Source organism: Amycolatopsis sp. NPDC004368 (genome assembly GCF_053602515.1).
Genome location: NZ_JBSGDT010000004.1, coordinates 211,763 through 235,982 on the forward strand (window position 1 = coordinate 211,763; position 24,220 = coordinate 235,982).

Genomic DNA, 24,220 nt, shown 5'->3' on the forward strand with positions numbered 1-24,220 from the left:
ACAGCGTGGAGGCATCCGCCGGTGCGGGGGAACGGGAGGTTGGCGGGATGGAACGGCGCACGGTGTTCAAAGCGGTGCTCGCCGCGGGGGCGGGGGCACTCGCGGCCGCGTGTTCGACCACCACGGACGGCAAGGCGCTGCCGCTCGGCGGGAGCGGGGAAGACGGCGGCAAGCCGGTCGAGGCCGTGGCGAAGATCACCGTCACCCCGGCCGTGGACGCCAAGGACGCGAACGTCCGCGAGCCCGTGGTCGTGAAGGTCACCGAGGGCAAGCTCACCGAGGTCAAGGTCACCAACGAAGACGGGGAGGCCGTCAAGGGTGAGCTCGCCGACGACGGCCTGACCTGGAAGAGCTCCGAATCCCTCGGCTACGGCAAGACCTACACCTACGCCGCCAAGGCCACCGGCACCGACAACCGGCCGGTGGAGCTCAAGGGCTCGTTCGCCACGGTCGACCCGGCCAAGCAGGTGCGCGCCACCCTCAACCCGGCCGACGACGCCCATGTGGGGGTCGGCATGCCGATCAGCGTGAAGTTCAAGGAAGCGCCGAAGGACCGCGCGGCCGTGGAGAAGGCGCTCAAGGTGAAGACCGACGTCGAGGGCTCGTGGGGCTGGCTCTCGGCCACGCAGGTCGACTGGCGGCCGAAGGAGTACTGGCCGGAGAACACGACCGTGGAGGTCGAGGCGAACCTCTACGGCGTCGACCTCGGCGGCGGCGCCTACGGCAAGGCCGACGTGACCACGAAGTTCAAGATCGGCCGCAACCAGGTCGTGAAGGTGAACACCCCCGACCACCAGATGAAGGTCTACCGCGGCGGCTCCGAGTACAAGAGCTACCCGTGCGCCAACGGCCTCGACTCCGATGTGAACCGCAACACGCCCAACGGCACGTTCATCGTGATGTCGAAGGAGCCCACGGCGGTCTTCGACAACGCGCGCTACGGCTACACGAACGTCAACAAGAAGTGGGCCTGCCGCATCTCCAACCACGGCGAGTACATCCACGAGAACCAGGACAACGCCGCCAACATCGGCAAGGCCAACAACTCCCACGGCTGCGTCAACCTGCTGGAAGCCGACGCCAAGGAGTTCTTCGACTCCGCGCTCATCGGCGACCCGGTGGAGGTGACCGGTTCGCAGCTGTCGAGCCCGACCGGCTCCGACGTGAAGGACTGGTTCTACGACTGGTCCACCTGGAAGACGCTGTCGGCGGTCAAGTGAAGTCTGCTACGAACTGACGTCGTGAACACCGAAGTGGTCGGTACCTCCGGCGTGCGCATCGCGCTGCGCGTCGAGGGTGCCCAGAACTCGCGTCCGATCGTGTTCGTGCACGGCTGGGCCCAGTCGTCGCGCGCGTGGGCGGCCCAGCTGGCCGACCCGGCGCTCACGGAGCGGTTCCGCCTCGTGGCGATGGACCTGCGGGGCCACGGTGCTTCCGACGTGCCGGCCGCGGGCTACGACGACCCGCGCCAGTGGGCCGACGACCTCGCGGCCGTGCTCGACTTCGCCGGTCCCGACGCGATCGTGGTCGGCTGGTCCTACGGCGGGCTCGTGATCGCCGACTACCTGCGGGTGCACGGAACCGCACGGCTGGCCGGTATCGTGCTCGTCGGCGCGATCACCGAAATCGGCCGCGGCCGCGAAGGCGGTAAGACCGGATCGGTCATGCGGACGGCGTTGCCCGCCGCGCTCTCGGACGATCCCGAGGTGGCGGTGCCCGCGCTCGTCGAGTTCACCCGGGCTCAGGCGAGTACTTCGGTGCCCGGGACTTTCGCGCAGGCGATGCTCGGCATGTCGCTTTCGGTGCCGCCCGCGGTGCGTGCGGCCCTGTTCAAGCGGGACGTCGAAAGCGCGGACGTGCTGGCCGCGGTCGACAAGCCGGTGCTGGTCGTGCACGGCACGGCCGATCGCGTGGTCGATCCGTCGGCAGCGGAATATTCGGCGGGGAAGATTCCGGGGGCTGTTCTGCGTTGGTTCGTTGATGCGGGGCATCTGCCGTTCGTCGAGGACCCGGGGGAGTTCAACTCCGCGCTGCGGCGGTTCTCCGGGGAAACAGCCGAGTAGCGCACACGGGAGTAGTGACCAGGTGACCATCTCCTCACTGCAGGGGCATCGTGGCGCGCCGCGACGGATCGCGGTGCTGTCCGTGCACACTTCGCCGCTGGAACAGCCGGGCACCGGCGACGCGGGCGGCATGAACGTGTACGTGCGCGAAACCGCCACCGAGATGGCGCGCCGCGGCGTCGAGGTCGAGGTGTTCACGCGCGCGACCTCGTCGGACCAGCCGCCGCTCGCCGAGCTGGCGCCGGGAGTGACCGTGCGCCACGTGCAGGCCGGCCCGTTCGAGCCGCTGGGGCGCGAGGAGCTGCCCGCGCAGCTGTGCGCGTTCACCTCGGGTGTGCTGCGGGCCGAGGCGTTCCACGAGCCCGGCTACTACGACCTCATCCACTCGCACTACTGGCTCTCGGGCCAGGTCGGCTGGCTCGCGCGCGACCGCTGGGGCGTGCCGCTGGTCCACACCGCGCACACGCTGGCGAAGGTCAAGAACTCGCTGCTCGCCGAGGGGGACAAGCCCGAGCCGCGCACGCGCGTGATGGGGGAGGACCAAGTGGTGGCCGAGGCCGACTGCCTCGTCGCCAACACACAGGTGGAGGCGCGTCAGCTGGTCGACCTCTACGGCGCCGACCCGCACGCGGTGCACGCCGTGCCGCCGGGTGTCGACCTCGACCGGTTCACGCCGGGCTCACAGGCCTTGGCGCGCCAGGCCTTCGGGCTGCCGCAGGACGCCGTGGTGCTCGCGTTCGCGGGCCGCATCCAGCCGTTGAAGGCGCCGGACGTGCTGCTGCGCGCGGCCGCCGAGCTGCTGGCGCAACGCCCGGAGCTGCGCGCGAAGCTCGTGGTGCTCGTGGTCGGCGGGCCGTCGGGCACGGGGCTCGAACAGCCGCAGGCGCTCAAGGAACTGGCGTGGACGCTCGGTATCCAGGAACAGGTGCGCTTCCTGCCGCCGCTGCCGGGGCAGAAGCTCGTGAACGTGTTCCGCGCGGCCGACGTGGTCGCGGTGCCGAGCTACAACGAGTCGTTCGGCCTGGTGGCGCTGGAGGCGCAGGCCTGCGGGACGCCCGTGGTGGCCGCCGAGGTCGGCGGGCTGCCGGTGGCGGTGCCGCACGGGGTGTCCGGGCTGCTGGTGCCCTCGCACACCGCCCCCGACTGGGCCGGCGCGCTGGCGGCCGTGGCGTTGAAGCCGGAGCGGCGGCGTGAGCTGGGCGCCAACGCCGTACTGCACGCGCGGCGCTTCTCCTGGAGCCGCACGACGGATTCGCTGCTGGAGATCTACGCTCAGGCGACCAGGGCGTTCCGCGGGGCGCTGGAGACGCGAACGGAGGTGGCCGTGTGAGCCTGGACGCGACGATCAAGTCCACTTTGGACAGCTCCGACCTGAAGTACGACCGGCGCGGCGAGGGAAAGTACTTCGTCACGCTGCCCGGCACCAAGAAGCTGCAGACCAACTGCTGGCTCGTGGACGGCGACCACGCGTTCTCCGTGGAGGCGTTCGTGTGCCGCCGCCCGGACGAGGCGCACGAGCAGGTGTACCGCTTTCTGTTGCAGCGCAACGCCCGGCTCTACGGCGTGCACTACACAGTGGACAGCATCGGCGACATCTACCTCGTCGGCCGCTTCGGCAAGGAGACGGTGACCGAGGCCGAGCTCGACAAGATCCTCGGGCAGGTGCTCGAGGCCGCCGACGGTGACTTCAACACGTTGCTGGAGATCGGGTTCGCGTCGTCGATCAAGCGCGAGTGGGACTGGCGGGTGTCGCGCGGCGAGTCGCTGGCGAACCTGCAGGCGTTCAAGCACCTCGTGGCGCCGGAGCGGCCGCACGAGCCGGGGTTGACCGAGTCGTGACGGTCGCGGTGCAACGCCGCTGACGCGCTCGTCCGTCTGTCCGCCACACGAGCGGAGGAGGACGGATGAGGACCCCGATGGAGACGTGCGGCGGCAGCGGTCGGCGCAGGGTTTCTGGTGGTGCTGGCGGGGTGCACGGCGAACGAGTCGAGCCCGATGCGGGCCGACAGCACCGGGGCGGGGGCGAACGAAGCCGCGCCGGCGGTACCGAACAAGGCAGTACCCCAGCAGGCAGTACCTCAGCAGGCAGTACCTCAGCAGGGCGCTCAGCCGCAGAAGGGCGTGGCTCCGGCGGTGGGCGCGCCGGGAAGCACCGATCGCAAGCTGGCGCGCAGCGCGCGGCTGGACCTCTCGACGCCGAAGCTCGGCGACGTCGTCTCGCGGGCGCGGGTGATCGCGGCCGGAGCCGGCGGGTACACGGGCCAGGAGAGCACGCTGGAGTCGTCCGCGACCCTGAGCCTCGCCGTGCCCGCCGAAAAGCTCGACGGGGTGCTCGACCAGCTCGCCGCGCTCGGCAACGTCACCAAGCGCGAGCTGAGCGCCCAGGACGTGACCGCCCAGGTGGTCGACGTGGACGCGCGGCTGGCAACGCAGCGCGCGAGTGTAGACCGAATCGGGGCATTGCTCGCGAAAGCGACGTCGATCTCCGAGATCTCGGCTGTGGAGAGTGAGCTCACGAGCCGCGAAGCCGCGCTCGAGTCACTCGAACAGCAGCAGAAGGCGCTCGCGGGCAGCGTTGCGATGGCGACGGTGGCACTGTCCGTGACCGCCGAGGCCGTGACCGGTCCCGGGCAGACATCCGATGACTCGGCCGGGTTCCTCGCCGGACTGACCGGTGGCTGGCACGCATTCCTGACTTTCGGCGGCGGCTTCCTGACGGCGCTGGGGGCGATCGCGCCGTTCGCCGTAATGCTCGGGATCCCGGGCGCGGCGCTGTGGTGGTGGCTGCGCAAGCGCCGGCGGGTGCGAGTGGCGGAGTCGGCCGCGGTGTCAGCGGGGCCCGCCGGACCAGCGGCGTAAGGGGAAAGGCGGGACGGCTCGAGGGAGGGGGGAGTCGCGATCTCGAGCCGCCCCGCTGAAGTTCCCGCCGATCAAGGACCCGGTGACGAGGGGGATGCCAACGGGGCCGGCGGGCCGCGGCTCGGCAGGGGGGAGACGAGCCGCGGTCATAGCCCGCCATCAGCCGGGGAGTGCGTGGAATCCGGCTGAGCGGGACATGCCAAACCTGTCAGATGTCCACCTGTAATCACAAGACTACTCGTTACTCCATTCGTGTGAAATTCGCTGTGTGGGATAACAGTGCGCAGCACATTGCACCCGTTTCGGGGCTTGTTGGCAGACGGCCTTCTGTTCGGGTGAAGGTGTTACTATGCGGTAACACACTCTCAGTAGAACGTCGTTCAAGGGGGACTCACCACTCGCGAACCTGGTCCGCTCTGGCAGGCTGTGGCCATGGCCGAACTTGGGACGCTGGTGCTGCTGCGTCACGGACAGAGCACGTGGAACGCGGAAAACCTGTTCACCGGATGGGTGGACGTGCCGCTTTCGGAGACCGGTGAGCGCGAAGCCCGCCAGGGCGGGCAGCTGCTGGCCGAGGCGGGGCTGCTGCCGGACGTGGTGCACACGTCGCTGCTGCGCCGCGCGATCGGCACGGCGAACATCGCCCTCGACGCCGCCGACCGCCACTGGATCCCGGTGAAGCGCGACTGGCGGCTCAACGAGCGCCACTACGGCGCGCTGCAGGGCAAGAACAAGAAGCAGACGCTGGAGGAGTTCGGCGAGGAGCAGTTCATGCTTTGGCGCCGCTCCTACGACACCCCGCCCCCGGCGATCGACCCGGCCGACGAGTTCAGCCAGGCCGGCGACGCGCGCTACGCCGTGCTCGGCGACTCCGCGCCGCTGACCGAGTGCCTCAAGGACGTCGTCGAGCGGCTCGTGCCGTACTGGGAGTCCGAGATCGTCCCGGACCTGCGCGCCGGCAAGAACGTGCTCGTGGCCGCCCACGGCAACTCGCTGCGGGCGCTGGTCAAGCACCTCGACGGCATCTCCGACACGGACATCGCGGCGCTGAACATCCCCACCGGCATCCCGCTGCGCTACGACCTCACCGACGACCTCCAGCCGATCAAGCCGGGCGGTCTGTACCTGGACCCGGAGGCGGCCGAGGAAGCCGCCGCCGCGGTGGCGAACCAGGGGCGCTGACCCCCGCTCGTCCCACGCAAACAGGGCCACCGCGCGACTCGCGTGGTGGCCCTGTTTGCGGGTCCGGGATCAGGACGAGATGTTCAGCGGGTCGATGGCCGAAACCTTCCAGCTGCCGTCCGGTTGGCGGGCCAGGGTGAGGCCGACGGGGATGGTGCGGTCCTGCGGGCCGCCCTGCTGCTGGGTCGAGACCACGGCGTCGAGGAGCACCTTGGCGGTCTTGCCGTCGGCGGACACGGACGTGAGGGCCGCGGCGGACTGCTGGTTGAAGGAAGCCTTGGCACCACTGCTTTTCATGCTCGCGACGGTCGTCTCGCGGGTCGCACGGAACTGGGCGAGCAACGGGTCCACGGCCACGCTCTCGTAGCCGTCGAACACGGCCTCGGCGTTCTGGGCGTCGACGGTGAGCAGCAGAGCGCCGGCGTGCCGGGCGGCGGCGAGGGCGGAGTCGCGGTTGGCGGCCGAGCGGGGCTCGGCGGGGCCGGCGGTGGGGCCGGGTGTGCCGCGGGGGTTGAGGTCGAGATCGCTGACCTGCCAGTGGCCGCCCACCGGCGCCGCGGTGACCAGCACCAGCGCGAGCGCGGCGCTGGTCTTGCCGGTGGGCGCCTGGCTCTGCTGCTTGAGCGCGACGAGCACCTGGGCGCCGGCCGGTGAGAGGGAAGCGACGCCGGACTCGACCACGTGCGTCTGCGTCTTCACCGGGGTGGTCTTGATCTGCGCGAAGGTCTGGTCGAACTGCGTGCGGGCGTTGCCGGTGAAGTACTCCTGCTCGTTCTTCGCGACGGCGGCTTGGTCGGTGGAGTCGAAGCTGAAGACGGTCTCCATCGCCTTCTTGACCCCGGCCGCGGCGTCGTCGGTGGCCCTCGCGTCCACATAGGCCAGATTCGGGGCCGGCACGGGCTTTCCGGCCACGGCGGAGCTGCACCCGGCGGCCAACAGGGCCAGCCCGACCACAACGGCACGCTTCACAGCAGACCGGCCTCCTTCGCGCGCGCCCCGGCCTGGAACCGCGACGTCGCCCCCAACGCTGCCATCAGCTCCGCCACATAACGCCGGTAGGTCCGCAGTCCGACGCCCATCGTGCGCGCCGCGGTTTCGTCGGTGCAGCCCGACAGCAGCAGATCGAGCAGCCGCGGCGTGTGCTGGCGCAGCTCGGCAAGGCGCGTCTCGAACGCGAGCAGGTCCGTGGACGAGCGCCACGCCGCTTCGAACAGCGACGAGATCCCGTTGACGAGATCGGGTCGGGAAAGGACGGTGTAGCTGCGCCCGTCCGGGGTGACCTCGGCGGCGAGGATCGCGAGGCGGCCGTCGAGGATGATCGTCTCGTTGATCTCGCGTTCGCTGATGCGGATTTCCGCGCCGAGCTGACGCAGGGCACGCAGGTGCTGGGCGCTCTGGGCGTTGAGCAGCACGCTCGGCAGGTAGATCTTGCGCATGCGCCGGCCCTGCAGCTGCGGCACCGGCGGAAGATCGGCGCCCGGGCGCGAAGCGGCCCAGGTGTAGAGGGTGTTGGCGGCGCACGCGATGTCCGTGGCGCTGCCGAAGAGGTGGGCGGTGCGGTCGAACAGTTCGCGTTCGCCGCGCACGGTCACGACGTCGTCGACTCGGGTCACGGACCCCAGTGTCCTCCCGGCGCGAACGGGTGGCAGCTTGCTGCCAATCCGGGCGCTGTCGCGACCGCCTGGCCACCCTGGAAGCCATGACCCACACAGCTCTTCCAGCCGCGGCCGCCGGCACGTGGCAGCTCGGCTCACTGACCGTCAACCGCCTCGGGTTCGGCGCCATGCGGCTGGTCCCACACACCGGCGGCACGGGCGCGGACCGCGAGCGCGCCATCACTGTGCTGCGCCGCGCGCTCGAGCTCGGCGTGAACCACATCGACACGGCCGCGTTCTACTTCACCAGCCGCTTCTCCTCCAACGAGATCATCAACGCCGCCCTCGCGCCCTACGCCGACGACCTGGTCCTGACCACGAAGGTCGGCCCCGGGCGCGACCCGTCGGGCCAGTTCCTGCCCTTCGTGCGGCCGGACCAGCTGCGTGGCCAGGTCGAGGAGAACCTGCGCCAGCTCGCCCGTGACCACATCGACGTGGTCAACCTCCGCATCGGCGAGGGGCTGGACCGCGGCACGGGTTCGATCGCCGAGCACTTCGGCGCGCTCGCGGAGCTGAGGGAAGCCGGCCTCGTCCGTGAGCTCGGCATCTCCAACGTCGGGCCCGAACACCTCACGGAGGCGCTGGCGATCGCGCCGGTGGTGTGCGTGCAGAACCAGTACGGGCTCACCGCCGTGCGCGAGGACGACGAGCTGCTGCGCCTCTGCGGCGAGCACGGCGTGGCGTTCGTGCCGTGGTTCGCCGTCGCGAGTGGACAAGCGGACCAATCAGGCCGACCCGGTGCCGAGGAGCGCGTGGCGATCGTCGCCGAGCGCCACGACGCCACCCCGGCCCAGATCCGCCTGGCCTGGACGCTGGCACAGGGTGATCACGTGCTCGCGATTCCGGGTACGGGCAACCCGGACCATCTGGCACAGAACGTCGCCGCCGCGGCGCTGCGCCTGACGGGTGACGATCTTGCGGAGCTCGACGGAGCGTGAACAACCTGCGAGAAGGTCTCGGGAGGGTGAACGGGGCCTGACACCAGGGCGAACATGTCTCCCACAGGTGTCACGCGCCTCACGACAGGGCTTCCAGGACTGGTCCGAAAGGCTACCGGGATGCTTACGATTCCTTCGTGACCACGCCTGTTGTCCTGTTGACGGCCATCGGCGCTCTTGTCGTCGGCGCGGTCGTCGGGTATTTCATCGCCCGGGCACGGGCCCGGAAGGAGTCGGAGCGACCGGCCGGACCGACCGTCGCCGAGCTCCTCGAAAGGCTGATCCGGTCGTCGAGCAGCGGCGTCATCGTGCTCAACCGGTTCGGTGACCTCGTGATGCACAACCCGCGGGCCTACGAGCTCGGCCTGGTTCGCGTGAGCCAGCCCGACCCGCGGGCCCGCGCCGCCGCCGAACAGGTGGTGGAGACCGATGAGCCGCTGGAGATCGACCTCTCGCCGCTCGAGAACCGCGGGCGGCGCCAGCCCGAGGCCGTGCTCGGCCAGGTGCGGCCGCTCGGCGACGGGTTCACCGTCGTCGAGGCCGTGGACCACTCGGAGGCCATCCGGCTCGAGGCCGTGCGGCGTGACTTCGTCGCCAACGTCAGCCACGAGCTCAAGACCCCCGTCGGCGCGATCGCGCTGCTCACCGAGGCTGTGCTCGACGCTGCCGACGACGTGGACGAGGTCCGCCGCTTCGGCAGCAAGATCCTGCGCGAGTCCACCCGCCTGGGCACGCTCGTGACCGAGCTGATCGCCCTCTCGCGCCTGCAGGGCGCCGAGCGGCTGCCCGACCTCAACGTGGTCGAGGTCGACGCCGTGGTGCGGGAGGCGCTCGGCCGGACAACGTTGTCAGCGGAGTCGGCGGAGATCACCATCACCACCGACACGGCGAGCGGCCTGCTCATCGAGGGCGACCGCACGCTGCTGGTCACGGCCCTGTCGAACCTGCTGGAGAACGCCGTCGCGTACTCGTCGCCGGGCAGCCCGGTGTCGATCTCGCGCCGGCTCGCCGACGGCATGGTCGAGATCGCCGTGACCGACCGCGGCATCGGCATCGCCGAGGACGAGCAGCAGCGCGTGTTCGAACGCTTCTACCGCGCCGACAAGGCCCGTTCACGGGCCACGGGCGGTACCGGGCTCGGCCTGGCGATCGTGAAGCACGTGGCGGCCAACCACGGCGGTTCCGTGGGCCTCTGGAGCCGGCCCGGCACCGGGTCCACGTTCACCCTGCGGATCCCCGCCCACGTGACCCCGGAGCCAGGCGGCGACGGGGCGCGCGGCAAGACCCAGCCCGCCACCGTGGTGCGGCAGGAGAAGACCCCCGAGCGGACACCCCGGCTCGTGGCAACCGGGCAGGAGCTCTCCGGCCCAGACCATGGAGGAAACCTGTGACGAGGGTTCTCATTGTCGAGGACGAAGAGTCCTTCGCCGACCCGCTCGCCTTCCTGCTTCGCAAGGAGGGCTTCACGGCCGCGGTGGCCGGGACGGGACAGCAGGCGCTCGAGGAGTTCGACCGCAACGGTGCCGACATCGTGCTGCTCGACCTCATGCTCCCGGGCATGAGCGGCACGGACGTCTGCAAGCAGCTGCGCCAGCGCTCGGCCGTGCCGGTGATCATGGTGACGGCACGCGACAGCGAGATCGACAAGGTCGTGGGCCTGGAACTGGGCGCCGACGACTACGTGACGAAGCCGTACTCCGCCCGCGAGCTCATCGCGCGGGTGCGCGCGGTGCTGCGGCGCGGCGGCGAGCCGGGCACCGACGGCGAGCTGGCCCCGCTGGTGCTCTCGGCGGGCCCGGTGCGGATGGACGTCGAGCGGCACGTGGTGACCGTGGACGGCGCCGAGGTCTCGCTGCCGCTCAAGGAGTTCGACCTGCTGGAGTACCTGCTGCGCAACGTGGGACGCGTGCTCACCCGCGGGCAGCTGATCGACCGCGTGTGGGGCGCCGACTACGTCGGGGACACCAAGACCCTCGACGTGCACGTGAAGCGCCTGCGCTCGAAGATCGAGCCCGACCCGGGTTCGCCGCGCCACCTCGTGACGGTGCGCGGCCTCGGGTACAAGTTCGAGACGTGAGCCGACGGTAAGCACCAACCGGAGCACGGCCGGGGCAGCGGGGTTTTTTCTTGCCGCTCCGGCCGGTTTCGCTCCTGGGAAAACGCTTCATTTTTCACCCTGCGCGGGCGTTCGGGCACGCAGAGTCGAGCCCGGACCGAGTGGTGTTGGTTACAGTTTCGAGACCTGGCTGTGGGACCGGTACGCTGGATCCTCGTGCGCCTAGGGGTACTCGACGTCGGATCCAACACCGTCCACCTGCTGGTGGTCGACGCCCATCGTGGTGCGCACCCGACGCCCATGCACTCGGAGAAGGCCGTGCTGCGCCTCGCCGAGCAGATCACGCGCACCGGTGAGCTGAGCCGCGCGGGCGCCGACCAGCTGGTTCGGGCCGTGGAAGCGGCGCGGGCCTCGGCCGTGCGGCTCGGGTGCGAAGACGTGCTGGCGTTCGCGACGTCGGCCGTGCGCGAAGCCAAGAACTCGGCGAAGGTGCTGGCCAGGGTCGAGGAGGAGACCGGCGTCGAGCTGCGGGTGCTCTCCGGCGTCGACGAGGCCCGGCTCACGTTCCTGGCGGTGCGGCGGTGGTTCGGCTGGTCGGCCGGCCAGCTGCTGGTGCTCGACATCGGCGGCGGCTCGCTCGAGGTCGCGATGGGCCGTGACGAGGAACCCGTGCTCGCGGAGTCGCTGCCGCTGGGAGCCGGGCGCACCACGCGCACCCGCTTCCGCCACGACCCGCCCACGCGTTCGGAGGTCGTGGCGACCTCCGCGTGGCTTGAGGACCAGCTCCGCGGCCTGGCGAAGAAGGTCGCCGGATGGGGTGAACCCGATCGGGTGGTGGCGACGTCGAAGACGTTCCGTTCCCTGGCCAGGCTCGCCGGCGCGGCCCCCTCGGCGGCCGGCCCGCGCGTGCGCCGTACGCTCACCGACACCGCGTTGCGCCAGCTCATCGCCTTCATCTCGCGGATGCCCGCAGCGGACCTCGCTCAGCTCGAAGGGGTCAGTTCGAGCCGGTCGCACCAGCTCGTGGCCGGTGCGCTGGTGGCGCAAGCCGCCATGCGGGCGCTTTCTCTCTCGGAACTCGAGATTTGCCCGTGGGCGCTGCGAGAGGGTGTCATCCTGCGACGGCTGGACCATTCCAACGGTGCGGACGAAACTGGGGCCGCCCTCACCGGCGTTTCGGCGAACGGGGAGGACCGGTGACAGCAGCGGACTGGACTTCCGTGAAGGAAAACAGGCACGGTGAAGAGGTGACGGACATGCACAGCACGGTGTTCAGCGCGCGCGGTGCCTTCTGCGTCCGGCCGCCGGCACGTGCCGTGGCCAACCCCGAGCGCGCTTTGGACAGCACGGTATGACCGACGAGAACGGCGCCCCGCCCCAGAAGACCGTGGCCGAACTGCTCGCCCAGCACGGGCAGCAGGTCGAGGGTTCACGGCGGCGCAGGCGTCGCGCAACCGAAGACGACGAAACCCCGGAGCAGCCGCCGGAGACCGGCCGCCGCGCCGCGCCGGGCGTGAGCGACACCGCTCCGCAGGCGATCATCGACCGCGTGACCGGCGACGGGGGTACTCCGCCGCCGCCTTCGCGTTCGGCGGGTGGGCGTCGTCGTTCGGACGGGCCTGCCACCCCCGCACCGCGGGCGGTGCCGCAGGAATCGGGGCCGTTGCCGCGTCCTCCGGCTCCCCCCGCTGCCGGTCCTGGTGGTCCGGTCGGCCCGCCGACGCGCGCCGTGCGGCCGGTGAACGGCCAGCAGGATTCCGGGTTCGTGCGTCCTCCGGCGCCGCCGCAGGAATCGGGTCAGTTCGTGCGTCCGCCCGCGCCCCCGCAGGAATCCGGCCAGTTCGCGCGACCGCAGGAGACGGGCTACACGCGTCCGCCGGAGAACTTCGGCCGCCCGCCGCAGGAAAGCGGCCAGATGCCGGTGCCGCCTTCGCCCGAGGCCGGCCAGTTCGTCCGCCCGCCCGCGCCGCCGCAGGAGAGCGGCCAGATGCCGGTGCCGCCGCGCGGCCGGCCCACACGCCAGCAGCCCGTGCCCCCGGCCGGCGACGAGACCCGCGGCCAGGTGCCGCCCGTCCGCCGTCGCCCCGGCCCTCCGCCGGGCGGCACGCTCGCGTCACGCCTCGACGGCCTCGACGGCACCCCCGACGCCGACGTGCCCGACCCGCCCATGGCGAGCGGCGCGTTCCCGACGGGGGCGCCGCAGCGTCCGCGCCGGGCTCCGGCCCGCCGTCCCGCGCCGCAGCAGGACCCGCACACCGAACAGTTCGACGCCGTGGCCGGCGTCGAGCCCGAAGCGCCTGGGGCTCCCGCCGCTCCTCCCGGTGCGCCGGGCGCCCCTCCCGCTCAGCCCCCGGGCCTCGCGGGGTGGCGCAAACGCCGCCAGCAGGAACAACTCGAGGACACCGAGATCGGCGTGATGCCGGTCGTGCCGGGCGCCCCCGCCGACGGCTACGCCGACGAGGATTACGCGGCCGACGACGGCTACGCCGAGCCCTACGCCCCCGAAGACGACTACGACGGCGGCCCGCCCACCATGGCCGCCCCCGCCGACTTCGACGCCGGCCCGCCCACCGCGGGCTACCCCGCGCCCATGCCCTTCGCCCCCTCCGGCGGCGGCACCCCGGTCGACGACCTGTCCGAATACGAGCGCGAGTTCGACCAACCGGGCTCCCCGGACTTCGACGACCGCGACTACGGCTACGACCAGCACGCCGACTACGAGGACGACTACGACGACGAGCCCACCCCCGAACCCGCCGCTGCAGCCCCCGCCGCCGAACCGGCCCCCGAAGCCTCCCCGGGCAAACAATGGCTCACCCTCGCGGGCCAACTGGCCCTAGGCGTCGTCGGCGGCGCCGCAGTGTGGCTCGGCTTCAACTGGCTCTGGGTCAACCTCGCCCCGGCCGCCCTGATCGGCGCCCTCTTGGTGATCGTGGCGCTGGTGTGGATCGTCCGCAAGATCCGCCGCGCGGAAGATCTCCAGACCACCCTGCTGGCCATCCTGGTCGGCCTGGTGGTCACCGTTTCCCCCGCAGCACTACTGCTGGTCGGACGCTAGCGGCTCACTCGGGAACTCCCGGTCTCGCCTCGGAGACCGGGAGTTCTTGCATTTCCGGGCCATTACCGGACTCTGGTCCGTTTCCCGCCGGAGACACACCACGCACACAAGTCGAGGAACACCCCTCCCCAAGGCGAGGGACCACCCCGTCCCAACGCGAGACGCCACCCCGTCCCGAGGCGAGACGCCACCCCGTCCCGAGGCGAGACACCACCCCGTCCCGAGGCGAGACACCACCCCGTCCCGAGGCGAGACACCACCCCGTCCCAAGGTGGGGGACTACCAACTGACCAACGCTACGGGCCGTACCAACGTAGGTCCGTATGAACCCAGGCCTTCTCCGGCACCCCGATCCGAAGCCTTCTTGCGGCCGCCGAGCCGTTGTCAAGGCATGCTTTCCCGCCTTGACAACGGCTCAGCGGCCGTCGACACGATCCAGCTTCGGGGTGCACGCCCAACGCAAGTCGCCCCGCGAGGTCAACAACACCGAAACAAACCGCAAGTCGCCCCGCGAGGCCAACACCACCGACCCACCCGAAGCCGCCCTGCGAGGACCGCCTCACTCAACCCCCCGCCGCCCTGCGAGGACCGCCCCACTCAACCCACCCCGCCCTGCAACCACACCCCCCTGACCACCACAAGGCAGGATGTCCCCCGTGACATCGCCTCAAAACCCCATCCCCGTGGGCTTGAGCACCGCATCCGTCTGGCCCCTCCGCGCCGGAGCCGCCTTCGAACTGGCCGCCGAACTCGGTTACGACGGCGTGGAAGTCATGGTCTGGGCCGACCCCATCTCCCAAGACGTCGCCGCGATCGAACGCTGGTCCAAGCGAACGAACATCCCCATCCTCTCCATCCACTCCCCCTCCCTCCTGATCACCCAGCGCATCTGGTCCCCGGACCCCGAAATCCGACTCCGCAAGTCCGTCCAAGCAGCCCAGGACTTGAACGCCAGGACCGTCGTCGTCCACCCCCCGTTCCGCTGGCAACGCCGTTACGGTGACGCCTTCGCCGACCTGGTCGAAGAACTCGAAGGCACCTCCGGCGTCGAAATCGCTGTCGAAAACATGTTCAAGGTCCGCCCCCCGGGCGGCTCGAAGAACTCGCGAGTCTCCGCCTTCCGCCCCTCGATCGACCCCACCGACGTCGGCTTCCGCCACTACACGCTCGACCTCTCCCACAGCGCCGCCGCCCGCATGGACGCGTTGCAGCTGGCCGACCGCATGGGCGAGGGCCTCAGCCACGTCCACCTCGCCGACGGCACCGGCATCCCGAAGGACGAGCACCTCATCCCCGGCCACGGCAACCAGCCGTGCGCGGAGCTGCTCGAAAAGCTCGTCGCCGACGACTTCGAAGGCCAGGTCGTGCTGGAGGTGAACACGCGCCACGCCATCACCACCGCCGAGCGGGCGAGGGCGCTGGCGGAGGCGCTGCTGTTCGCCCGGTTGCACCTGGGACAGTGACCCGGACAGTGACCTGCCCGTTAGCATGATCGGCTGTCCGGGCGGTCCCGGGCCCGCCGACACCCTCTTCCGGCTCATCGGCCCGTAAAGTGCCGACCGTGAACTCGTTGCGATCGTTGACTTTCTTCGCCACACGCACCACCGTGGCCGGCCGTTCGTGAGCCGGGCCGAACACACGGAGACGGCGTTCGACGCGGCCACCGCGGTCCGTTCCCTCGGGGACGGGACCTTCACGGCCACGCTGAGAACGGAATGGGCGATCGCGAACCACCCCCACGGCGGGTTCCTCCTGGCCCTGCTCGCGAAGGCCGCCACGGCCGTGCTCGCCGAACGGGGCGAACCCACCGCCGAGCCCCTCGTGGTCAGCGCGGAGTTCCTGCACGCCCCGGCGCTGGGGCCGGTGCTGCTGCGCACCGACGTGCGCAAGGTCGGCCGCCGCGCGTCGGTGGTGGCGGTGCGGCTGGAGCAGCGGGGACGAAGCTGCGTGGAGGCGCGCGTGACGACCGGGCGGCTGCCGATGCGCCGGCCGGAGTGGAGCGACGTGCCGCAGCTGCCGGCCGAACCACCTTCGGGGGCGGTGCCACTGGGCGCCGAGACGTCCGAAGGTGTGTTCAACCTCTCGATGAGCTGCGAAGTGCGGGTGGACCCGGCCACGGCGGGCTACCTCGCCGGGCGCACCGGCGATCCGCCGCGGCTGAAGTTGTGGGCGCGGCCGAGAGACGGCGTGGGCGACGTCTACTTCGCACTCCTCGCGGGTGACCTCAACCCGCCGGTGGTGGCCAACCTCGGCCGCGTCGGGTGGGCGCCCACGGTGCAGCTCACGGCGTTCCTGCGCACCCGCCCGGCCCCCGGCTGGCTGCGCATCATGGTCGAATCGCGTTCGGTGCACGAGGCCTGGTTCGACTCGGACGCGACCGTGATCGACTCCCAGGGCCGCCTCGTCGCGCAGGCGCGGCAGCTGGCGCTCGCCCCGGCACCGGGAGCCTGACGGCCGTTTGGCACGCTGGTCGGCATGAGTGTGATTGCGGTGCTGGGCGCGGGGAAGATCGGCGAAGCCCTCCTTTCGGGGCTCCTGCACGGGGGCCACGCGCCGGGCGACCTGCTCTTCACCGAGCGCTACGAGGGCCGCGTCCGCGAGCTCGAGGAGCGCTACCCGGGCCTGCGCGCGGCCACGGTCGCCGACGCCGCCAAGCGAGCCGACGTGCTCGTGGTCGCCGTGAAGCCGCAGGACATCGACCCGGTGCTGGTCGAGCTGGCGCCGCTGCTCGGGCCGGCTTCGCTGGTCGTGTCGCTGTGCGCGGGGCTGCCGACGGCGCTGTACGAGCGCCGCCTGGCCGAGGGCGTGCCCGTGGTCCGCGTGATGCCGAACACGCCGATGCTGGTCGGCGAGGCCATGAGCGCGATGTCGGCCGGTCGCCACGCCACCGCCGAACACCTCGCCACGGTCCACGAGTTGCTCTCGCACGTCGGCCAGGTGGTGGAAGTGCCCGAATCGCAGCAGGACGCCGTCACGGCCCTCTCAGGGTCGGGACCGGCCTACTTCTTCTACCTGGTCGAGGCCATGATCGACGCCGGCATCCTGCTCGGCCTGCCGCGGGCGCTCGCGGGGCAGCTGATCATCCAGTCGGCCGTGGGCGCCGCGAAGATGCTCGCCGAGGGCACCGACCACCCCGTGCTGCTGCGCGAGGCCGTCACGTCACCCGCCGGCACCACGATCAACGCCATCCGCGAGCTCGAGAAGCACGGCGTCCGGGCGGCTCTGCTCGACGCGATCGAGGCCGCGCGCGACCGTTCGCTGGAGCTCGGCCGCGCCCACGAGGACTGACAAAACCGGCAAACCAGACCAGAGCGGGTCATCCGCGCGGCGAAAACCCGCTGGTAGGGGCCCATCCGCGTGACAGGCGTCGCACGAGTCCCACCAGTCCCGCTACCCTCTGGTAGAGCACGTGCGTGTCGATACCACAGGTGGGGAAGCCTCGTGGCGCGACACGTGTCGAAGGACGCGGTAATCATGTCGCCGAACAAGAAGGAGGATTTGCCCTCGGTGGGGCAGGTCCAGTTTCTCACGGTCGCCGAGGTGGCGACGCTGATGCGGGTCTCGAAGATGACCGTGTACCGGTTGGTGCACTCGGGTGAGCTCCCCGCTGTGAGAGTGGGGAAGTCGTTCCGGGTTCCCGAAAAGGCCGTGCACGAGTACCTGCAGGGTGCCTACTTCGACGTGGGCTGATAGGTCGCCGGGCATGTGCTCACCCATGCCCGCCGACCGGCCCGCGTCGGCACGCGGGTAACCTGGTACTTCGCTCGTGCCTGTGCGCTCCACCCGTTGGACGCTGCGCCGGGCAGCGTGACCGACGACAACTGAGGAGCGCCCATGGGTTCCGTGATCAAGAAGCGCCGCAAGCGCATGTCCAAGAAGAAGCACCGCAAGCTGCTTCGCCGCACGCGAGTGCAGCGTCGCAAGGCCGGTAAGTGATCCGGCTCGAAGCCTGAACCGACCGTGGCCCGTCCAGTCTCTGGACGGGCCACGTCCATGTCGTGGGTTATCTCCCCCGATCGAGTGAGGCGTGCGCCGCAATTCCCTGGCCAGTCTGTTAATTGGACGTAAGACCTGGTCAGAAGGCCGCCCGACGCCGGTAGCATCGGTGGGGCGCCGGCGCGGTGCGCTCGACGAATGCCGGCTCTTGCACTCCGGGTGACCGCTCACCCCCTCACGCCAAGACTGCCCAGGGAGTCCCATGCCGTCGAACATCGTGCTCGTCACCGGGGTCGCCGGGGACCTGGGCGGGAAGCTGCTCGCCCGCCTCGGCACCAGCGCGGCCGTGGAGCGCGTGATCGGCGTCGACACCGCGCCGCCCGCGAAGGACGTGCTGCACAACATGGGCCGCGCGGAGTTCGTGCGCGCCGACATCCGCAACCCGCTGATCGCCAAGGTCATCAGCAGCGCCGACGTCGACACGGTGGTGCACGCGGCGTGCCTGACCCACCCGGCCGGCCCGGGCCGGCGCGCGGCCGTCAAGGAACTGAACGTGATCGGCACCATGCGGCTGCTGGCGGCGTGCCAGCGGTCGCCGAAGGTGCGCAAGCTCGTGGTCAAGTCCACCGCGGCCGTGTACGGCGCGGGGGCGCGCTCGCAGGCCGTGTTCACGGAGGACTCGGAGCTGATCCCGGCGTCGTCGAGCGGGTACGCGAAGGACGCGGTGGAGGTGGAGGGTTACGTGCGTGGCCTGGCCCGCCGCCGACCCGACATCACCGTCACGCTCGCGCGCTTCGCCGACATCATCGGCCCCGACGTCGACACGGTGCTCTCGCGCTACTTCGCGCTGCCGGTCGTGCCCACCGTCTTCGGCTACGACGCGCGCCTGCAGCTGCTGCACGTGGCCGACGCCCTGGGCGTGCTGGAGCAGGCCGTGGCGCAGGAGAGACCGGGGGTGTTCAACGTCGCGTCGGAGGGGGTGCTCGGGCTTTCGCAGGCGATCCGCCGCGCGGGGCGCGTGGGGCTGCCGATGCCGGGCGCCGTGGTGCCGTCGGTGGGCAGGGTGCTGCGGGGCGCGCGCGTGGTCGACTTCTCGGCCGAGCGGGTCCGGCTGCTGAACTTCGGCCGGGTCGTGGACATCACGAAGCTCAAGAACGAGTTCGGCTACCAGCCTCGCTTCACCACCCGAGAGGCGTTCGACGACTACATCGCGGGCCGCGGCCTGCGCCCGGTCTTCGACGGCGCCCGGCTGGCCTCGCTGGCCGGCAAGGTGCTCGTCGCCGCCGCGACCGGGCAGGCCGGCCGATGAGCCCCACGATCGGAAGCGAGGCGAAGACCGTGAACACAGCCGAGGCGCAGGTCATCCCGCTGCACGGGCGGGTTTCGCCGGCCGCGGCACCGGCCGCTCCGGTCGCGCCCGAAGCACCGGTGGTGGCCTTCCCGGCCGCCCCGGCCGTGCCTTCGGAGGCGGAGCCGTTGCCGAAGGATGTGCTCTCGGCGCTGACGTTCCTGCGCCACCGCCTCACGGGCGACTACACCGTCGACGAGTTCGGCTTCGACGCCGAGCTCACCGAGACCCTCGTGCTCCCGCCCCTGCGCGCGCTGTACGAGAAGTGGTTCCGCGTCGACACCTTCGGCGTCGAGAACCTCCCGGCGACCGGCGGCGCGCTGCTCGTGTCCAACCACTCGGGCACCTTGCCGCTCGACGCGCTGATGACCGCCGTCGCCGTCCACGACGAGACGGGCGGGCGCCACCTGCGCGGCCTCGGCGCGGACCTGGTGTTCAAGCTGCCGCTGGTGGGCTCGTTCGCCCGCAAGTCGGGCCAGACCCTGGCCTGCAACGCCGACGCCGAACGCCTGCTGACCGGCGGCGAGCTCGTGGGCGTGTGGCCCGAGGGCTTCAAGGGCATCGGCAAACCGTTCTCCGCCCGCTACAAGCTCCAGCGCTTCGGCCGCGGCGGCTTCGTCTCCGCCGCGATGCGCGCGGGCGTGCCGATCATCCCCGTCTCGGTCGTCGGCGCGGAGGAGACCTACCCGAAGCTCGGCGACATCCGCGTGCTCGCGCGCGTGCTGGGCCTGCCGTACTTCCCGGTCACCCCGTTCTTCCCGCTGCTGGGTGCGCTGGGTGCCGTGCCGCTGCCCACGAAGTGGACCATCGAGTTCGGCGCTCCCATCCGCACCGACGAGTACACCGCGGACGCCGTCGACGACCCGATGCTGGTGTTCACCCTCACCGACCAGGTGCGCGAGTCGATTCAGCAGTCGTTGTACCGGCGGCTGGCTCAGCGGAAGAGCATTTTCCGGGGTTAGGTCCCGTCAGCGGCGGCGGTAGGCCAGCCCCGCCGCCACCGCACCCGCCAACGCTCCGGCGCCCAGCACTGAGGGCACGCCGATCTTCGCCGCTTTGCGGCCCGTGCGGAAGTCGCGGATCTCCCAGCCGCGGGCGCGGGCCACGTCGCGCAGGGCGGAGTCCGGGTTGACGGCCACGGCGGTGCCGACGGCGGACAGCATGGGAACGTCGTTCTGCGAATCCGAGTACGCGGTGCAGCGCTTGAGGTTCAGACCTTCGCGTGAGGCCAGCGCGCGCACGGCGTGGGCCTTCGCGCGGCCGTGCAGCAGGTCGCCCATCAAGCGCCCGGTGTAGACGCCGTCCTTGGTTTCGGCGACGGTGCCCAGGGCGCCGGTGAGGCCGAGCCGCCGGGAGATGATGGCGGCGAGCTCGATGGGTGTGGCGGTGACGAGCCACACGCGCTGGCCCGCGTCGAGGTGCATCTGGGCCAGGGCGCGGGTGCCGGACCAGATCTTGTCGGCCATGAGCTCGTCGTAGATCTCTTCGCTGATGCTGGTGAGTTCCTCGACGGTACGTCCGGCCACAAAGGACAGTGCACGCTCGCGGTGGGACTTGATGTCTTCCTTGTTCTCGCGCCCGCCGAGACGGAATTTCACCTGCTGCCAAACGAAACCGGCGAGGTCGGCGGACGTGAAGAACTTGCGCGCCGCGAGGCCGCGGGCGAAGTAGAAGATCGACGCGCCCATCATCATCGTGTTGTCCACGTCGAAGAAGGCGGCCGCGGTCAGGTCCGGCGGGGCCGGGGGCACGGCCGGCTGGGCGTTCGCGGTGATGGTGGCGGCCTCGGCCGACGCCTCGCCCGCGATCGTGGCGAGCCGTTCGAGCTCCTGACTCTTATCCTTGCCACGCCAAGCTGACACGCACACCGCCTCCACGTTCGGGCACGTCCCGGCGGCCGGGAACGGCCGGGTCCTGACGCACAGCGTAGCGACCACGCGACTCACCCGTTGGAGGTGTGGCGACGGCCTCGGAAGAGACGCCGGTGATCACCCGATGACGATCGGCGGCAGCCCCGGCAGCAGTGGTGGGATCGAGATCAACGGCGGCGGCGGGCTGGTCGTCGGCAGCCGCGGCGAGGTCGGCGAGGTGATCGGTGGCTCGAACACCGGCGGCGGCTCGGTCGCGCTGCCGCCGGACGCCGGGGCCGGCGTGCTCGAGCCGGCCAGGTCCGGCGGCGACGACGTCCCGGTCGTCGGCGGGACCCCGCTTTCGGTGGGGGTGGGCGTCGGAGTGGGGGAAGGGCTAGCCGGCGGGGCACTGCCCGGGCGCGCGGGCTGCTGCGTGCACGCGCCGCGCGCCGGGATGAGGCCGAGCTCGTCGGAGCTACCCGTGGTGATCTCGTAGCAGTTCAGTCGCGACACCAGCGCCGTCGTGCGCGCCTGCACGCGCGTGAGCAGCTCCCGCGCGTCTGTCAGCTCTGCCCGCGCGGCAGTCGGGATCCGCGGCTGCTCGGCCGCCAGCAGGCGCGTCTGCTCCTTCGTCCACGAGTCGAGGTCCGCGAGCTGCGTCCGGCCGCTGCCGCCGGTCGCCAGCGCGGTGAGCGCCGTGACGCCCGCGCGGACGTCGTGGGCGAAGTCGCCGAGCGCCGTGCGGTAGGCTGCCGGCGAAGCGTCCGTCATCAGCGCCAGCTCGGCCACGCGGTTCGCCGCGAACTCCAGGTGCTTGTGCGCCTTGGCCTCGTCGCCGAACGTCAGCCCCAGCGACGTCTCCTCGCCGGCGCGCTTCACGTGGTACAGCGGGTCGCCGGGCATGGCGTTGCGGGAAAGCAGCAGCGTCAGCCCCGTCAGGCCCAGCACGAGCGCGATGCCCGCCGCCACGAGATCGGCCATCCGCGGCTTCCACCGCCGACGGGCGACGGGTTCGCCGAGCCGCCCCGCGATCTCCGCCCGGATGCGCTCGCGCGTCTCCACGTCCGGCGCGCCCGCCTCGCCCAGCGAACGCAGGGCGGCGACCACGGCCAGCTCGTCGGCGAACTCGTCGTCGCGCCGGACCGGCGACGGGTCGAGCGCGTGATCGAACCGCTCGCTCTCGGCTCGATCCCGTGAAAACCACCTGGGCACGCCCACGGTGCTGCTCCGTCTCCGCAAACCTCTTCGAGACCGGCCCTGACCGCCGGTCCGGTGGGGAAACGATTAAGAAGACGAAGAAGTTACGGCTCGCGCCAGGACGTGAAAAAAGTCAGCGCAACCCGGTCGGCAGCAGCTGGGCCAACCGGCGTACCGCGCGGTGCTGCAGCGCCTTGATCGCGCCTTCGTTGCGCCGCATGATCTGGGCCGTCTCCGCGACGGACAACCCCTGCAGGAACCGCAGCACGATGCACTCGCGCTGGTCCTCGCCCAGCTCGGCGACGCACCGCAGCAGCTCCGCGCGGGTGGCGCCCGCGATGGCCTGCTGCTCAGGCCCGGCCTGCGTGGCGGGGCCGACCGCCGAAACCGGCGCCGCGCGCGGCTCGCTGACCTCGTCGGTCACGACCTCGAGCCGGAAGCGGCTCGACTTCACGTGGTCGAGGATCAGGTTGCGGGCGATCGTGACGAACCAGGCGCCGACGTCGCGCCCCTGGTAGCTCACGGACGTGATCCGGCGCAGCGCGCGCAGGAACGTCTCGCTGGTGACGTCCTCGGCCAGCTGGCGGTCGCCGAGGCGGAACAGCGCGTAGCGGTAGACGACGTCGACGTACCGGTCGTACAGCTTCCCGAACGCCGACGAGTCGCCTTCCTGCGCCGCGCGCACGAGCTCCCACGCCTCGGCCTTCGCGGCTTCGGCGGGATCGGCCGGGGGCGCCGCCTCGGTCGCGCGAGTCAGCGGGACCGAGGCGGGCCGGCCGAACGCGCGTTCGGCGAACATCACGACGGGGCCGCGGTTCGCGGCGGTCGGCAGGGTCACCGGCTGGCACCTCCCGCGCTCTGACGGCCGGGCGAGCGGCTGTTCCCGACCTGAGCAGGAGTGCGCCGCGCTGCGTGTCCCACGGCCGCGTGGACCAGCACGTTCGTCACGGTGGCTCCCTCTCTCGTGTCGCCCGGCAGTGATCAACGCCACCCGGCGACGCAGTGCAGCATACGTGTAGTTACCGCGAAGTAGGTAGTGGCTCCGCGGTGCTGGAGGGGAGACGGTGTCGCGGTGTCACCGTTACGGGTGAGTGGGTGACGAAAGGGCAGCGGGCAGGTTTCGCGGGAGATGATGCGGGGGAGATGCGCCGAGATCCGAGGCCGGCATCCCTACGCGAGACACCACCCCGTCCCAGGGTGAGCGACCACCACCTCACCAACGCTGCGGGCCGTACCAACGTAGGTCCGTATGAACCCAGGCCTTCTCCGGCACCCCGATCCGAAGCCTCCTTGCGGCCGCCGAGCCGTTGTCAAGGCATGCTTTCCCGCCTTGACAACGGCTCAGCAGCCGTCGACACGATCCAGCTTCGGGGTGCACGCCCAACGCAAGTCGCCCCGCGAGGCCAACAACACCGAAACAAAGGACGTCGTGACGGTGCGGTTGTGGCAGGAGGCGTCCCTGTGGCTGCCGACCGGGCGGGTCGTCGCGGTGGAGCCGTTCCTGCCGGAGAACCGCGATGCGTTCGCGCAGACCGTGGCGCCCGGGGTGTACCCGGTGGTGCTGGCGGTCGCCGAGTTCGGAGAGCCGGGTGAGCAGAGCGGGCTGGACACGGTGGCGGCGGCGAAACTGGTGATCCGGGACGAGCCGGTCGTCTCGTGGGAGATGGCGGTGAGCGAGGAGCAGGACCTGGCCGAGCTGGAGTCCGACGACTCCTACTTCGGCTACCCGGTCGACGGTGCGACCGGCAGCTTCCTCGACGCGGCCTTCGCCGAGAACTACACCGAGGACTTCGTCGACCAGCTCCTGGACCTGCTCATCGCCAGCCGGATGGAGGGGCGCTACGCCGCGACCTACACCGACGGCGAGGGCCGGCCCGTCGTGGTGGCGTTCCCCACCGGCGACGGCGACGGCTCGTACCCGACCTGGGTCGGCCGCACGGCCGGCGGCGAGGTCGCGTGCTTCGTCACCGACTTCTTCGTGCTGACCTACCCCGAGGACGTTTCGGCCGACTTCGCCCAGGATCAGGACCCGAGCCCGGTGACCTCGTAGGCTGGCCGGATGCGAAGGGTTACAGCAG

General features: G+C 71.1%; 24 protein-coding genes. 19 read left to right on the plus strand and 5 right to left on the minus strand.

Features of this window, described 5'->3' with window-relative positions:
* Positions 1-47: 47 nt before the first annotated feature.
* The 6 genes from ACWEOE_RS09345 to ACWEOE_RS09370 all read left to right on the plus strand — a co-directional run bounded on the left by ACWEOE_RS09345 (position 48) and on the right by ACWEOE_RS09370 (position 6,104).
* Positions 48-1,220, plus strand: a complete 1,173-nt coding sequence (locus tag ACWEOE_RS09345) for a L,D-transpeptidase (protein WP_452006212.1) — start codon at positions 48-50, stop codon at positions 1,218-1,220.
* A 21-nt stretch (positions 1,221-1,241) separates the two neighbouring features.
* Positions 1,242-2,063 (plus strand): alpha/beta fold hydrolase, encoded by an 822-nt coding sequence (locus ACWEOE_RS09350; protein WP_452006215.1) that lies wholly within the window; start codon positions 1,242-1,244, stop codon positions 2,061-2,063.
* Positions 2,064-2,085: 22 nt separating this feature from the next.
* Complete coding sequence (gene mshA / locus ACWEOE_RS09355) at positions 2,086-3,393, plus strand: D-inositol-3-phosphate glycosyltransferase (RefSeq protein ID WP_452006217.1); 1,308 nt, start codon at positions 2,086-2,088, stop codon at positions 3,391-3,393.
* Positions 3,390-3,902, plus strand: a complete 513-nt coding sequence (locus tag ACWEOE_RS09360; RefSeq protein ID WP_452006220.1) for a YbjN domain-containing protein — start codon at positions 3,390-3,392, stop codon at positions 3,900-3,902. Before mshA ends, ACWEOE_RS09360 begins: the two co-directional genes overlap by 4 nt.
* Positions 3,903-4,058: 156 nt before the next feature.
* Positions 4,059-4,922 (plus strand): DUF4349 domain-containing protein, encoded by an 864-nt coding sequence (locus ACWEOE_RS09365; RefSeq protein WP_452006223.1) that lies wholly within the window; start codon positions 4,059-4,061, stop codon positions 4,920-4,922.
* 432 nt (positions 4,923-5,354) lie between these two features.
* Entirely contained in the window at positions 5,355-6,104 is a 750-nt protein-coding gene (locus ACWEOE_RS09370) for a phosphoglyceromutase (RefSeq protein WP_452006226.1), read from the plus strand.
* A gap of 69 nt (positions 6,105-6,173) precedes the next feature.
* Here the strand turns inward: ACWEOE_RS09370 and ACWEOE_RS09375 are convergent, their stop codons facing one another.
* Positions 6,174-7,073 carry a hypothetical protein gene (locus ACWEOE_RS09375; RefSeq protein WP_452006228.1) on the minus strand — a complete coding sequence of 300 codons (900 nt, stop codon included), beginning with the start codon at positions 7,071-7,073 and terminating at the stop codon, positions 6,174-6,176.
* Positions 7,070-7,717: a DNA-binding response regulator gene (locus ACWEOE_RS09380; RefSeq protein ID WP_452006231.1), complete on the minus strand. Its 648-nt coding sequence runs from the start codon at positions 7,715-7,717 to the stop codon at positions 7,070-7,072. Before ACWEOE_RS09380 ends, ACWEOE_RS09375 begins: the two co-directional genes overlap by 4 nt.
* An 86-nt stretch (positions 7,718-7,803) precedes the next feature.
* Between ACWEOE_RS09380 and ACWEOE_RS09385 the strand changes: the two genes are divergently transcribed.
* From ACWEOE_RS09385 to ACWEOE_RS09440, 12 genes are all read left to right on the plus strand, one after another.
* Positions 7,804-8,697, plus strand: a complete 894-nt coding sequence (locus tag ACWEOE_RS09385; protein ID WP_452006234.1) for an aldo/keto reductase — start codon at positions 7,804-7,806, stop codon at positions 8,695-8,697.
* A gap of 137 nt (positions 8,698-8,834) precedes the next feature.
* A complete protein-coding gene (locus tag ACWEOE_RS09390) occupies positions 8,835-10,088 on the plus strand; it encodes a sensor histidine kinase (protein WP_452006236.1) in 1,254 nt (417 codons plus the stop codon).
* Complete coding sequence (locus ACWEOE_RS09395; RefSeq protein ID WP_098511814.1) at positions 10,085-10,774, plus strand: response regulator transcription factor; 690 nt, start codon at positions 10,085-10,087, stop codon at positions 10,772-10,774. Before ACWEOE_RS09390 ends, ACWEOE_RS09395 begins: the two co-directional genes overlap by 4 nt.
* A 195-nt stretch (positions 10,775-10,969) precedes the next feature.
* Positions 10,970-11,953 carry a Ppx/GppA phosphatase family protein gene (locus ACWEOE_RS09400; protein ID WP_452006239.1) on the plus strand — a complete coding sequence of 328 codons (984 nt, stop codon included), beginning with the start codon at positions 10,970-10,972 and terminating at the stop codon, positions 11,951-11,953.
* Positions 11,954-12,104: 151 nt separating this feature from the next.
* Positions 12,105-13,811 (plus strand): hypothetical protein, encoded by a 1,707-nt coding sequence (locus ACWEOE_RS09405; protein ID WP_452006241.1) that lies wholly within the window; start codon positions 12,105-12,107, stop codon positions 13,809-13,811.
* Positions 13,812-14,458: 647 nt separating this feature from the next.
* Positions 14,459-15,274, plus strand: a complete 816-nt coding sequence (locus tag ACWEOE_RS09410) for a sugar phosphate isomerase/epimerase family protein (protein ID WP_452006243.1) — start codon at positions 14,459-14,461, stop codon at positions 15,272-15,274.
* Between the two features lie 157 nt (positions 15,275-15,431).
* Complete coding sequence (locus ACWEOE_RS09415) at positions 15,432-16,262, plus strand: thioesterase family protein (RefSeq protein WP_452006246.1); 831 nt, start codon at positions 15,432-15,434, stop codon at positions 16,260-16,262.
* 24 nt (positions 16,263-16,286) lie between these two features.
* The gene (gene proC, locus ACWEOE_RS09420) at positions 16,287-17,099 is read left to right on the plus strand and encodes a pyrroline-5-carboxylate reductase (RefSeq protein WP_452006248.1); all 813 of its coding nucleotides are present in this window, start codon (positions 16,287-16,289) and stop codon (positions 17,097-17,099) included.
* A 186-nt stretch (positions 17,100-17,285) separates the two neighbouring features.
* The gene (locus ACWEOE_RS09425) at positions 17,286-17,501 is read left to right on the plus strand and encodes a helix-turn-helix domain-containing protein (RefSeq protein ID WP_101436173.1); all 216 of its coding nucleotides are present in this window, start codon (positions 17,286-17,288) and stop codon (positions 17,499-17,501) included.
* 144 nt (positions 17,502-17,645) lie between these two features.
* Positions 17,646-17,747, plus strand: coding sequence for a 30S ribosomal protein bS22 (locus ACWEOE_RS09430; protein WP_007030867.1), 102 nt, complete (start codon positions 17,646-17,648; stop codon positions 17,745-17,747).
* 262 nt (positions 17,748-18,009) lie between these two features.
* Positions 18,010-19,056, plus strand: a complete 1,047-nt coding sequence (locus tag ACWEOE_RS09435; RefSeq protein ID WP_452006250.1) for an NAD-dependent epimerase/dehydratase family protein — start codon at positions 18,010-18,012, stop codon at positions 19,054-19,056.
* Positions 19,053-20,057, plus strand: coding sequence for a lysophospholipid acyltransferase family protein (locus ACWEOE_RS09440; RefSeq protein ID WP_452006253.1), 1,005 nt, complete (start codon positions 19,053-19,055; stop codon positions 20,055-20,057). Before ACWEOE_RS09435 ends, ACWEOE_RS09440 begins: the two co-directional genes overlap by 4 nt.
* A 6-nt stretch (positions 20,058-20,063) precedes the next feature.
* Here the strand turns inward: ACWEOE_RS09440 and ACWEOE_RS09445 are convergent, their stop codons facing one another.
* From ACWEOE_RS09445 to ACWEOE_RS09455, 3 genes are all read right to left on the minus strand, one after another.
* Positions 20,064-20,972 (minus strand): HAD family hydrolase, encoded by a 909-nt coding sequence (locus tag ACWEOE_RS09445; RefSeq protein WP_452006508.1) that lies wholly within the window; start codon positions 20,970-20,972, stop codon positions 20,064-20,066.
* 111 nt (positions 20,973-21,083) lie between these two features.
* Positions 21,084-22,163 (minus strand): DUF5667 domain-containing protein, encoded by a 1,080-nt coding sequence (locus tag ACWEOE_RS09450; RefSeq protein WP_452006256.1) that lies wholly within the window; start codon positions 22,161-22,163, stop codon positions 21,084-21,086.
* Between the two features lie 112 nt (positions 22,164-22,275).
* Positions 22,276-22,980: a sigma-70 family RNA polymerase sigma factor gene (locus ACWEOE_RS09455; RefSeq protein WP_452006258.1), complete on the minus strand. Its 705-nt coding sequence runs from the start codon at positions 22,978-22,980 to the stop codon at positions 22,276-22,278.
* 492 nt (positions 22,981-23,472) lie between these two features.
* On the opposite strand from ACWEOE_RS09455, the gene ACWEOE_RS09460 reads away from it, so the two are divergent.
* Complete coding sequence (locus ACWEOE_RS09460) at positions 23,473-24,192, plus strand: DUF4241 domain-containing protein (protein WP_452006261.1); 720 nt, start codon at positions 23,473-23,475, stop codon at positions 24,190-24,192.
* Positions 24,193-24,220: the final 28 nt, after the last annotated feature.